Here is a 13,208-nt window from a genome sequence, read left to right as displayed (position 1 = left end):
AGGGAGTCAGAAAATTCTGGCAACCCTTTTTTTAAACTTTTTATTTGTTTGCTCAGCTTTCCATCAGATTTAACTTAGATAGCTAGTTTTTTCAGCGAAATAAAGCCTTCAGCCTCAAGAACAGGTCGCAATCCCTGTACGCTTTCATTCATTAGCATGCAATATGCAAAATCTTCTTCATCAGATTCAATAATTTCGGCTTGATTATTGATCAGCCAAACTGTTCTTCTCGCAATTGCGGCTCCCGAATCAATAAACCTTGTGCCATCTGGCAGCACTTTTTCTAGCTCTTCTATTAAGAGTGGAAAATGAGTGCAACCTAAAATAACCGTATCTGGCGGTTCTGACATTCTTAGCCATGGCCTGACAGTTTGTGCAACTTCGTCTAATGGTAAGGTTTCACCATGTAGTTTTCTTTCTGCCAATTGCACTAATTCGGCCGAACCTAAAGAAACCACTTTGCAATCTGTGGCAAATCGTTCGATAAGCTCTTTGGTGTATTCACGATTTACCGTGCCTTTTGTTGCCAATAATCCAACCACTCCATTGCGGGTGAGTTTGGTCGCAGGCTTTATTGCAGGGACAACACCAACTACAGGAAATTTAAAATTGGCTCTAAGATTGGGAAGACTGACGGTACTTGCCGTATTACAAGCAATAATTGTGATGGTTAAAGGGTGCTTTGCTGCAATAGCTTTAACGATTTGATAGACCCTATCAATAATAAAAGCTTCACTTTTTTCACCATAGGGGAAAGCTTCGTTATCGAATGCATATATATAGTGCGCATTGGGGATCAATTTTTTGACTTCACGATAGACAGATAACCCGCCCACTCCAGAGTCAAATACTAGAATGGTCGGGCGAACAGATTGGTTGTTATCAGAAGTTGTAGCTTCCGGTAAGGAAATATTCTCTTCCTGCGGTGCGGTAACCATACGCGGTCTCATAGTCTTTATCGAACATATTAGCTATTTTACCACGAATTGTGAGATGTGAAGTGATTGGATATGCAGCCGTGAGATCCCAGATGCTAACACCGCCGAGTTTTAGGCTTTCTGACTTACCATTCTCATAATAAGCAGTATCATGTCGTGAGCCGATATATTGATAGGTCAAGCCCATATCTAATTTTTCTACATTCCAATCTAACTGATACTTAACTTGTTGCTGAGCACGGCGTGCCAATACTTGATTGGTATCTTTATTACGTGGATCGATATATTGATAGGTAAATTGATGGTGGAACATCCACGTTTCAAACTCCCCAACCCATTCCACACCTTTAATTTCAGCCTTACCAATGTTTTCATAGGTATTGAACTGTGCGCCTGACGTATAGGCGATTAAATTATCAATATCATTATGGTATGCATTGATTTGCCAGAATAAAGGGCCTGTTGTGCCTTCTAAACCAATTTCCCATTGCTGGCTTTCTTCAGGTTTTAAGTTTGGGTTTCCTTTCATTTTCCATGAAGGGTTATCTACATATAACTGATTTAAATTAGGCGCTTTGTAGGCAGTAGCATAAGAACCAACCAGTTTATAGCCATCATAAAATTCCCAACTTAGCCCAGACTGCCACGTTGTATGCCAGTCAAATTCTGAGTGGTGGTCAGAACGTATAGCAGCTTCTGCAATCACTGAATCTATTAGTGCGTATTGCCCTGTAAGATAGATACCAGTGTTGTTAACAATTTCTGTTTTACTCGTCTTTGTATAACCACCAGGCTCAACACTTTGACGTTGATAATCAACACCAGTGCTGAGGCTACCTTTACCAAATTGGTAATTGTTGCCCCATTGCAAATTATACTGTTTCGACTCATCCAAATTAGAATATTGCCCGTATTGGCCGTATCTTGGATCATAATTGTAATCTTTGGAGTGACTATAACTTCCTAGAAGTGAGGTTGAATAATTACCTTGATGGTATTTCAGGCCTGTTTCATAAGTTCGACTTGAGAACTTACGCGTATCAACAAGGTAATGCTGCATATTTGTATAATCAGTGTCATAGCTACCATCATAATCCGTACGGTTATCATAGCCATAGCCACGGGCATAAGCCGAAATATTCGGGGAAAATTGATGTTCAATTCCCAACCATAGGGTTTTATTCAAGAAACCATCTTTATCTGGTTGGCGATATCCATCTGGGTAATTCCCCGTGCTTCCCCTTGCCTCCACATCAAACCCTTTGGTATGAGTATAAGCTCCAGCAGCTGTTACCGTTGTATTTTCACCAATTTTTTGCTGAGTCGAACCGTTATAGTTTTGGTAACTGTGTGACCCAATACCTGCATTTAAAGTTGTGCCATCGTTATCACGGCGCGTAATAATATTGACCACACCACCTACTGCATCCGAACCGTATACTGCCGATCTTGCCCCACGAATGTATTCAATTTTTTGAACCAAAGAGATAGGAATTTGGCTCATATCAGAAGAACCAGAAATACCGGCTTGGTTTAGACGAACACCATCAATTAATACAAGCACATGACGTGATTCAGTACCGCGAATAAAAAGGGAGCTTTGTTGCCCCATTCCACCATTTTGAGCAACATCCACACCCGGTAAACGTCTCAGAACATCAATAACGGTATTGGACTGCCAGCGATCTATTTCTTCACGAGTCACAACAGTGACAGGTGCTAATATAGAAGAAATGGGTTGTTCAAAACGATTTGCAGACACAACGAGCTCGTCAGACTTATTGTTTGCACTTGCGCTTGCCAAAGAAGAAATCCCACACAACACTGCTATAGCAGCGACCGATAAAGGCAGCAACTTATTATTATTCATTATGATTACACTCGGAAAATCAATTTAATTAAAATTTCCGCGAGGTCGAATATAAGGTTCGCGCTAATATTCAACGAAGCGATTAAAGCCGTGGTAGGTATCGGACTAAAAGAGTTATAAATTAAATGCTCATACAAAACACAACCATGTTTTATATCTGCATTTATTCCCTAAATAACTCAAATTGCATGTAAGCGACAAACGAAATCCCAATAAGCATATATAAGTATATAGTTTGGGTAGCTTTGCGAAGTCAACAACCATGCGGCTTGAAGTATGACGGGTATAATCTTAATTACCGTTGCGCGTCAGTTCTGGATTCCCACCAGATTCCCTATTCATTCATAAAACCACAGCGCTATTATCCTAAGTCGATTCGCGACTAGAGTCTATGGATGCATAATGAAAACTGGACATCTTCGCTGCTTTCCCTACAATTTCGCCCCTGATAAGAATTTTGACTGTTTTATGGAGCCATATGATGCAAAACACGTTGCACACCGAACATTATGAACTGCAACTTGCAGAAAAAGTGAACCGATTGAAGGGGATAATGGCTCCTTATGCAGCACCCGAACCTGAAATTTTTTCATCTCCAAAATCCCATTATCGGATGCGTGCGGAGTTCAGACTCTGGCATGAAGGTGATGACCTGTTCCATATTATGTTTGATAAAGAGACAAAGGAACGCATTCACATTGAACAATTTCCTGTCGCTAGCCAATTAATTAATCAAATAATGGCTGAGTTATTGCCATTAATTAAGCAGAGTGAATTACTTCGCCACAAGCTATTTCAAGTCGATTACCTTTCAACACTGAGCAATAAGTTAATTGTTTCTTTGCTTTACCATAAAAAGCTAGGTGATGAGTGGACTTATGAAGCAAAAAAACTAAAAGCGGCATTAGCTGCGAAAGGTTTTGATGTTCAAGTTATTGGCCGTGCATCAAAAACAAAAATCATGCTAGATAATGATTATGTTGATGAAGTCTTGCCTGTTAATGGCAGAGAAATGATTTATCGCCAAGTTGAAAATAGCTTCACTCAGCCCAATGCACAGGTCAATATTAAGATGTTAGAGTGGGCCATTGCCGCAACAAAAGGCGCTACTGGTGACTTATTAGAATTGTATTGCGGGAATGGTAATTTCTCATTGGCGCTAGCACAAAATTTCAACCGTGTATTAGCGACTGAGATTGCGAAGCCGTCAGTTTCTGCTGCTCAATATAATATAGAAGCCAATAACATTAAAAATGTGCAGATTATCCGAATGTCTGCTGAAGATTTTACACAAGCAATGAATGGAGCTCGTGAATTTCGTCGCTTAGAAGGGATCAACCTTGCAGATTATCAATGCAACACCATTTTTGTTGATCCGCCTCGTAGTGGCTTAGATGATAAAACAGTGCAGTTAGTCCAAGAGTACGACAATATTCTTTATATCTCCTGTAATCCTGAGACGCTCAGCGATAATTTATCAGTACTAAATAAAACACATAAAATAGAAAAACTTGCCCTATTTGATCAGTTCCCTTATACCCATCATATGGAAAGCGGTGTGCTATTGACTCGCCGTTAGTCTTTATAACGAAAAACGCCGTTATTTGAATAATCAATAACGGCGCTTTAATCTTATTCGTCCAAGCAATACTAAACTTCAGCTTCTTCGCGTTCCGCGGCTAATTCTAATTGTTCTTGTTTGCGCGTTTTCCAGCTTTTATATAGCCACAAAGCGAGAATCACAATAATGGTTGCTGGAATAAAGTTAGAGCCAATTTCAGGATGTTGAACACGTAAAATAGCGGCATAACCAAAAACACCAATAAAGAAATTACCAACTACGAACTTGGGTAACCCTATAGGCATCGCATGATGTAAATAACGCTGGTGTAAACAATAAACAGCAAGTACTAAGGTAATGACTGGGAAGATAGAAAACTCAACTAAAGAGTTAAACATCGCAGAGAAAGTCCCATGCGTTGACAAACCAATCACTAAGGCCAATAGCAATGTGCTTCTTTCATAACTTTTGTGATCCTTCATTGATTCTCCTTAATTATTTCGTTAGGTCCGGGGCAGTTTGATTTTGTTTTTCTTGTTCACGGCGATACCAGTAATACGCGCCTTTGGCGATCATTCGTAACTGTAGTACCAACCGTTCTTCGAGGTACTGTCGCTTTTCTTCATCAACATCAAGCGCTTCAGCACCTGCACTGAATACAATCGTGACCATTGCTTCTGCTTGCATCTCAGTAAAATGACGAGGCATATGGTTTTCTAACTCAAGGTAATCTGCTAGTTCGGCAATAAAGTGCTGAATTTCTCTGGCGACTGCGGCACGAAATTCTGCGGAGGTTCCTGAACGTTCACGCAATAGTAACCTAAAGGCATTGGGGTTATTACCAATAAATTCCATAAAGGTCGAGATTGATGTACGGATCACACTCCCGCCTTTAGCAATGCGCTGGCGAGCTTGTCTCATCAGTTGACGCAACATAAGACCGCTTTCATCAACCATTGTTAGCCCAAGTTCATCAACATCTTTAAAATGTCGATAAAATGAGGTTGGTGCGATACCTGCTTCACGGGCAACTTCACGCAAGCTAAGGCTTGTAAAACTCCGTTCGGCGCTTAATTGGCTAAATGCAGCTTCGACGAGTGAACGACGAGTTTTTTCTTTTTGTTTTGCTCTAACGCCAATAGTGTTGCTCACGGTGATCCTAATCTCTATTTCATTAAACGCGATTCATATATCAAAGATATAAATCGTAAATGTAGCTTAACATCTAGCATACCTGAAAATAATTAAACTGTTTTGGAGAAAAATTGATTCTTACTATAAATTCGTTATTTTCAGAATTTCGCCTAACCAGTTTCCTGATTTATTTTTTATACAACCGCCACCCTATTTCTTGTAACCATAGCCTCAAAAAATACATTTGGTATTTTTACTTTCTCACTTTTTCACTTTTTCACTTTTTCACTTTTTCACTTTTTCACTTTTTCACTTTTTCACTTTTTCACTTTTTCACTTTTTCACTAAAAATTATTTCCTCTAAGAATTTCGAATTAAAAAACCCTAACAAATCTTTTTCTCTTGAATTTCGTTTCGTCGCGAGGCGGCAAAAGAGTGAATCTCTGGGAACGTAGATAACTACGTGACTAGAGTGAACGAATGTAGCCAACAAAGTGACGGAGCGAAAGGCAATAAGAAAAAAGGGATATTAGGTTAAATATGCGACTAATGATAACATATTGTTGTCATTTTGTTTTTAGAGCAGGTCTTATCTCATGCAACACACCCATTTTGATGCAATTGTCATTGGCTCTGGTCCTGGTGGTGAAGGCGCCGCCATGGGGCTCGTGAAACAAGGAAAAAACGTTGCTGTTATAGAACGTTACAATAATGTCGGCGGCGGCTGCACCCACTGGGGAACTATCCCCTCGAAATCACTCCGTCACGCCGTTAGTCGAATTATCGAATTTAATCAAAACCCGCTTTATAGCGATAACTCTCGTAGCTTGCGCTCTTCTTTTGCTGAAATTCTAAAACATGCTGAAACGGTCATTAGCCAACAAACACGCATGCGCCAAGGGTTTTATGAACGCAATGGTTGCCATATGTTCTCTGGTGAAGCGACTTTCATTGATGATCAACATGTTAGTGTTCGCTATACCGATGGCAGTTGTGATGTCCTAAATGCAGATAAAATTATTATTGCGACTGGATCTCGCCCTTATTGCCCTTCAGATGTCGATTTCAACCATTCCCGAATCTATAACAGCGATACTATTCTCAACCTGACACATGAGCCACGCCACGTCATTATTTATGGTGCAGGCGTCATTGGCTGTGAGTATGCATCTATTTTTCGTGGATTAGGCGTTAAAGTTGACTTAATTAATACTCGCGATAATTTGCTGGCATTCCTTGATCAAGAAATGTCAGACGCCTTGTCTTATCATTTTTGGAATAGTGGCGTTGTTATACGCCATAATGAAGAATATGAAAAAATTGAAGGTGTAGAAGATGGCGTTATTGTGCATCTTAAGTCAGGCAAAAAAGTAAAAGCGGATTGTTTACTTTATGCCAACGGACGCACTGGTAATACTGATGGTTTAGGCCTAGCGAATGTTGGAATTGATGCAGATAGTCGCGGTTTAGTCAAAGTAGATCACGCTTATCGCACGACTAATGAACATATCTATGCTGTTGGCGATGTTATTGGTTATCCAAGTTTAGCATCCGCAGCTTACGATCAAGGCAGAATTGCAGCCCGAGCGATTACTTGTGGTTTAGGTAATGCGCATTTGGTTGAAGATATTCCAACCGGTATTTACACCATTCCTGAAATTAGCTCCGTAGGTAAAACAGAGCAGCAACTGACTGCAATGAAAATACCTTATGAAGTTGGCCGCGCTCAATTTAAACATTTAGCACGTGCTCAAATTGCAGGTATGAATGTTGGCAGCTTAAAAATTCTATTTCATAGAGAAACATTGCAGATTCTAGGTATTCATTGCTTTGGTGAACGGGCGGCTGAGATTATTCATATCGGCCAAGCGATTATGGAACAAAAAGGTGAAGGAAATACCATCGAATACTTTGTGAATACTACATTCAACTATCCAACTATGGCTGAAGCTTTTCGTGTTGCAGCGCTTAATGGTTTGAATCGATTATTCTAGGCTTTGCTGATTAATGTAAATAACACCATAAATTTAGCCGGATATTCTCCGGCTATAATTGTTATTACGCTGATATTTATCATTTTCCATTTATTTTATAAATAGATTTTATTTTTATAGTATTCATCCATTGATTTATAAATAGTTTCAGCGAGTTGATCATAACGTCCACGCAATGGTGAACCTGGTCGATAAACTAAAACGATAGTGCGTTTAGGTTCTGGCTCAACACAATTTAAATAGCAAACACCATCACGACAAGCTTCATTAGGTACGGCTAAATCAGGTAATAGTGTTATACCACTGCCTGCTGCAACCATATTCCTTAAAGTTTCTAAACTCGTTGCTCTGAAATGAGTATCTTCCTTTGCCCCTGCCTGAAAACAAAAACCCATCGCTTGATCACGCAGACAATGGCCATCTTCTAACATAAGTAATTTTTCACCCGCGAGCTCGCTCATTTCAATCGTATTGCGATCATGCCATGGATGGCTTTCATATATAGCGAGTTTCATTGGCTCCTCAAATAAAGGAACGACAATAAAAGGATCTGTTTCTTTCACTTGAGCTAAAATCACACAATCTAATTTACCACTATCAAGCTGAGCAAGCAGTTGCTGCGTCTGTGCTTCATGTAAATAAATTTCAAGTTTTGGATGAGCTTGGTGTAATTGCGGAATAATATGAGGTAAAAGGTAAGGAGCAACGGTTGGAATCAAACCTATATGCAGAGGACCAGACATACTTTCCCCCTGCAATGCAGCCATTTCCTGCAAAACTTTTATCTCTCGCAAAATCGTTCTAGCTTGTTCGACAAGAAGTAATCCTTGCTGGGTGAAAAGAACTTTACGACTGGTTCTTTCTAAGAGCATCACACCGAGCTCATCTTCTAGCTTACGGATTTGGCCACTTAATGTAGGTTGGCTTACATGGCAAGAGTCCGCGGCACGTCTAAAATGTTTGTGTTCGGCGAGTGCTACTAAGTATTCCAAATCTCGAATATTCATATCTTTTTTCTTCTCGTCCTTTCGTTTATTCTTAGGCAAATCTAAATAAAGATAGATAGATAATACCAATCACTATAACGATATTGTTTTGTTTTATCTATTAATATATCGATGAATATACCTAAATTACCTCTTTAAACACAATTAAACACCTTATTAAGAAACAATTTGTAATAATTGGAAACAAAATGCGTCATCTAACTTTCATACGTTCGTTTAACATCTCACCTCAAATCATAAAGACTACTTAACATATATCAGCAGGTATAAAAGACCTAAATATGATCTTTTAAAGACTGAATTCAGATTAAAAAACCAACGCTATATATTTCAATAGAATGCGAACTAGTCTGATAGTACATCAAGTTATTCATTTAATGATATATAAGACTAGCATTGAAATCATCAAGGCTAACTAAATATTACACACTGGTTAATATAACTATCAAAGCTAATTTTTAAGAATTTTATACACATTTTTAAACTATTTTACAGTTGAATAAGTTTAAAATAACGTAAATAATAAATATAATATAACAAGAGCAGAAATGAGATAACCATCAGTTTTAATACTTATAAATACCATTTAACAACTTCTTTAAGAGCTTATTCATCAGTAATAATACAGCTAAGGAGAAAATGTTATGACAACCGCTAAAAAATCATCAATCCTCTCTTCATCACTATTATCAATAAGTATATTACAGAATATTCAAATTCGACTTGTGAAAAATACAGCAACATTGAATTTCGTTACTTAGATAATCAGCCATATGTGATACCTCAAAGTAGTATAACAACAAAAATGCGTAATACATTTTAGCTATGACCACATTGTAATATTGAGTAACTCAAATACTCGTCTAAAAATCTAACTTGAAATGAACCCAGAGAAATGGGGATAAGATAATCACGCTAAAAATACAATGCACAATAAATAAATTATAGAAAATGAAAAAATAAATAGTTATTTGCAATGATACTGACACACTTTCCTTTAATTTTTATTATAGAAGATAATATTATTATCTTGTGAGGGCAGCTATATCTATCAATATAACCAATATACGTTTAAATACTAGAGCGCCAGAAACATCTTGTTATATTTGCTTTCATTCTTGATTAAACTTTGTAAGTTTTTATATAAAAATAAATTAAAAATCTTAACTTAATCTAAAGACTTCACATTTTGATAGTCATTAAATGGCCATGGCCAAAAAAAATCAATCAGCAGATTAAACCAACAAAAACCAGATTCAAATAGAGATTTAAGGATATTTAATACCAAAAAGGCCAACTATTTAGAGTTTTGTAAAATTTACATCATAATTCCGATCTATGGCAATAGTAGATTAATAATAGATTATGATTATATTTGCACACATTTTACCTTTACAGTTTACACCTTTAGAAGGTTTTTTAATTTATAATTCATCCCATACACGACATTGTGAGAACTTAATTAAAAACAGTATTTATTAATAGAATATTTCGTTTCATTCATTCAAACATACAGCAAGTTGATTATCTATAAATCAGCCAAAGGATACTATTATGAAAAATTTACTATCAATGACTAAAAAAACATTTGTTGGTGCATTAGCAGCCCTATTGTTAGTTCCTACATTTATGTCTATTAATGCGCACGCATCTAATGATGAGCACACTGGCGTTATTCATTTCAGTGGTGCTATTGTTCAACCGCCGTGCCTTAATGAAATTAATAACAAACAAATTACACTTAATTGCCTTGATGATAACGCAGATATGACTAGCAACCATTTAGATATTAAAAAAGTGACACAAACTAAAGGCTGGCAAGTAATCAATAGTGGCAGAGGTGAATATTCTTATAACTGGATAGATGAACAAAAACAATTAGGTATGTTAACAATCAAATATATCTAATAATAAAAGCGTTATGGGAATTGGGGTAGCCATGCTACCCCCCATTTTTTACTCAATAATACGCGCTACAAACCCAAGCGAATTTTCGCATCTGCAATTGCATTCGCAACTTGTTTCTGAGATACCCCACCTTTAGCAAGCCTTTTATCTAAACACGATTGTAGCGATAGAACCTCATACACATCTAACTGAATTGTATCACTGAATTTTTGCAAATCACTCAGCGCCATCTCCTCTAAAGCTTTTCCTTGCCCGATTGCGGTTACAACTGCTTCACCTACAATATGGTGCGCTTCACGAAATGGAATTCCCTTCGCAACTAAGTAGTCAGCAAGCTCTGTTGCATTCGCATAACCTTGTTTTGCCGCATCTTCACAGCGTCCACGACGAATTTGAATACCGTCTAAAACTAATGCCGCCATGTGCATGCAATCTAACCAGGTATCAAGGGCATCAAATAGCCCCTCTTTGTCTTCTTGCATGTCTTTATTATAAGCCAGCGGTAAACCTTTCAAGGTCATCATCATACCGGTAAGCGCACCTTGTACACGGCCACATTTACCACGAATAAGCTCTAATGCATCTGGATTTTTCTTTTGAGGCATTAGTGATGAACCAGAGGTCACTTTATCCGAAAGCTCGACAAACCCAGCTTCACCACTATTAAAGAAGATTAGATCTTCAGCGAAACGCGATAAGTGGACCATACCAATGCTGGCATCTGATAATAATTCAAGTACATGGTCTCTATCAGAGACCGTATCAAGGCTATTACGTGTTGCAGATGAAAAGCCTAACCACTGTGCAAGTTGTTCACGGTCAATATCATAAGCCGTTCCTGCTAAAGCACCACAACCGAGAGGACTTACATCTAAACGTTTTAGTGTATCTTGCAAGCGGCTTTCATCACGTGCCAACATTTCACTATAGGCCATGCACCAATGCGCAAATGTCACCGGTTGTGCGCGCTGTAAATGTGTGTACCCAGGCATAACGGCATCTTGATTATTTTCAGCAGTTATCACCAATGCTTGCTGTAACTCATTCACAGCTTCGAGGAGTAACGCCACTTGATCTTTACACCACAATTTTAAATCAGTGGCAACTTGGTCATTACGGCTACGACCCGTATGTAATTTTTTACCTAAATCGCCGACTTTATCAATCAGTTTGCCTTCTACCCAACTGTGGATATCTTCTGCATCACTTTGCAGCACAATTTCAGGATTATCTTGAACTTCTTTCAATAATGCATTGAGCGCTTGCTCTAAAGATTGTTGTTCACTATTAGACAGAACACCTACTGTGACTAACGCTTTTGACCATGCCACTGAGCCGATAATGTCTTGTTGCGCTAAGCGATAATCAAAACGCAATGAATCATTAAATTGTTTAAACCGCTGATCGGCTTCCTGACTAAAACGTCCACCCCAAAGTGCCATAACTAATCCCTACCTGATTGATAAAATAAGTTTTGCCCCCGACCGCAAAACCGCAGTCGGGGTATTACATTAACGCGATTTTTTATGCTTTGTTTTGTTCTTTCAATGCACGGATACGTGACGATAATGAATATAAACGAATAAAACCGCCAGCATGGCTGTGATCGTAAACATCATCCTCACCAAAAGTTGCAAACTCTTCAGAATATAAGCTTTTATCTGCTTTCTTCTGGATTGCAGTCACTTGACCTTTGTACAATTTCAGAACAACTTCACCTGTCACATCTTGCGCTAATGATTCTGCAGCAGCTTGTAATGAATGACGCAATGGTGCGAACCAACGTCCATCATAAACAACATATGACATTTCAAGACCTAACTGTTCACGCCATTTGAAGCTATCACGGTCTAAAACAAGTTGCTCAATACCACGTAATGCCGCCATCATGATAGTGCCACCAGGGGTTTCATAACACCCACGTGATTTCATCCCCACTAAACGGTTTTCAACGATATCAATACGGCCAACACCATGTTTCGCACCTAAGCTATTTAGTGTTTCTAAACAACCTAATGGAGAAAGCGTTTTACCATTAACTGAAACCACTTCACCTTGTTTAACACCAACAGTCACTAATTCAGCTTCATCTGGTGCATCTTCTGGGGATACGGTCCATACCCAACAATCTTGGTTCGCGGCATTCCAAGTACTTTCTAATACACCGCCTTCTGTTGAAATATGCCATGCATTTTCATCACGGCTATAAATTTTTTCAAGGCTCGCTGTAGTTGGAATATTACGCACTTTTAGATAATCCAGCAGTGCTTCACGGGAACGTAAATCCCACTCACGCCATGGTGCAACTACCTGTAACTGTGGCGCTAATGCAGTATACGTACTTTCAAAACGGACTTGGTCATTACCTTTACCTGTGGCGCCATGAGCAACGGCATCCGCACCGACTTTTAATGCAATTTCAACCTGTGCTTTAGCAATGATAGGACGAGCCATTGAAGTACCGAGTAGGTAGCTGCCTTCATACAGCGCACCTGTTTTCAGCACTGGATAAATGTACTCTTTAATGAATTCTTCGCGTAAATCAACGATATAGCACTCAGATGCGCCTGACTGCAATGCTTTTTGCTCTACGCCGACTAACTCTTCTCTGTCTTGGCCAACATCTGCAACAAAAGCAATAACTTCACATTCATCATAATTTTCTTTCAACCATGGAATGATTGCTGATGTATCGAGTCCACCGGAGTATGCCAAAACGATTTTTTTAATGCCCTTTTTCATAACTTACCTATCCCAATTCCGCTTAATTAATTATTTAATTCATCAGTTAACGTA

At 38.5% G+C, this 13,208-nt stretch carries 10 protein-coding genes and 1 riboswitch; of the genes, 3 read left to right on the top strand and 7 right to left on the bottom strand.

What is annotated here, in order from left to right; all coding sequences use genetic code 11:
• Positions 1-74: 74 nt before the first annotated feature.
• The gene (murI, locus tag DD649_RS07390; RefSeq protein ID WP_294105230.1) at positions 75-938 is read right to left on the bottom strand and encodes a glutamate racemase; all 864 of its coding nucleotides are present in this window, start codon (positions 936-938) and stop codon (positions 75-77) included.
• Entirely contained in the window at positions 883-2,808 is a 1,926-nt protein-coding gene (btuB, locus tag DD649_RS07385; protein WP_336429761.1) for a TonB-dependent vitamin B12 receptor BtuB, read from the bottom strand. The genes murI and btuB overlap by 56 nt, the downstream gene beginning before the upstream one ends.
• A gap of 74 nt (positions 2,809-2,882) precedes the next feature.
• A riboswitch (cobalamin riboswitch) is annotated at positions 2,883-3,178 on the bottom strand.
• 111 nt (positions 3,179-3,289) lie between these two features.
• On the opposite strand from btuB, the gene trmA reads away from it, so the two are divergent.
• On the top strand, positions 3,290-4,387 hold the full coding sequence (trmA, locus tag DD649_RS07380) for a tRNA (uridine(54)-C5)-methyltransferase TrmA (protein ID WP_294105224.1): 1,098 nt from the start codon (positions 3,290-3,292) through the stop codon (positions 4,385-4,387).
• 71 nt (positions 4,388-4,458) lie between these two features.
• Here trmA and DD649_RS07375 read toward each other — a convergent pair whose 3' ends face one another.
• Both DD649_RS07375 and fabR read right to left on the bottom strand, forming a co-directional pair.
• A complete protein-coding gene (locus DD649_RS07375) occupies positions 4,459-4,851 on the bottom strand; it encodes a YijD family membrane protein (RefSeq protein WP_294105222.1) in 393 nt (130 codons plus the stop codon).
• A 13-nt stretch (positions 4,852-4,864) separates the two neighbouring features.
• Positions 4,865-5,509: an HTH-type transcriptional repressor FabR gene (fabR, locus tag DD649_RS07370; protein ID WP_294105232.1), complete on the bottom strand. Its 645-nt coding sequence runs from the start codon at positions 5,507-5,509 to the stop codon at positions 4,865-4,867.
• 590 nt (positions 5,510-6,099) lie between these two features.
• Here fabR and sthA point away from each other — a divergent pair.
• A complete protein-coding gene (sthA, locus tag DD649_RS07365) occupies positions 6,100-7,497 on the top strand; it encodes a Si-specific NAD(P)(+) transhydrogenase (RefSeq protein WP_294105219.1) in 1,398 nt (465 codons plus the stop codon).
• Between the two features lie 95 nt (positions 7,498-7,592).
• Here sthA and oxyR read toward each other — a convergent pair whose 3' ends face one another.
• Positions 7,593-8,504 (bottom strand): DNA-binding transcriptional regulator OxyR, encoded by a 912-nt coding sequence (oxyR, locus tag DD649_RS07360; protein ID WP_294105217.1) that lies wholly within the window; start codon positions 8,502-8,504, stop codon positions 7,593-7,595.
• A 1,554-nt stretch (positions 8,505-10,058) separates the two neighbouring features.
• Between oxyR and DD649_RS07355 the strand changes: the two genes are divergently transcribed.
• On the top strand, positions 10,059-10,412 hold the full coding sequence (locus DD649_RS07355; protein ID WP_294105215.1) for a hypothetical protein: 354 nt from the start codon (positions 10,059-10,061) through the stop codon (positions 10,410-10,412).
• A 65-nt stretch (positions 10,413-10,477) separates the two neighbouring features.
• Here DD649_RS07355 and argH read toward each other — a convergent pair whose 3' ends face one another.
• On the bottom strand, positions 10,478-11,854 hold the full coding sequence (gene argH, locus DD649_RS07350; protein ID WP_294105213.1) for an argininosuccinate lyase: 1,377 nt from the start codon (positions 11,852-11,854) through the stop codon (positions 10,478-10,480).
• Between the two features lie 82 nt (positions 11,855-11,936).
• Positions 11,937-13,154, bottom strand: a complete 1,218-nt coding sequence (locus tag DD649_RS07345; protein WP_294105210.1) for an argininosuccinate synthase — start codon at positions 13,152-13,154, stop codon at positions 11,937-11,939.
• Between the last annotated feature and the right edge of the window lie 54 nt (positions 13,155-13,208).

This window comes from Providencia sp. (assembly GCF_003533305.1).
Classification (GTDB): Bacteria; Pseudomonadota; Gammaproteobacteria; order Enterobacterales; family Enterobacteriaceae; genus Providencia.
Note: the sequence above shows the minus strand (reverse complement) of the source record. Positions and strands in the feature narration are given on the sequence as shown.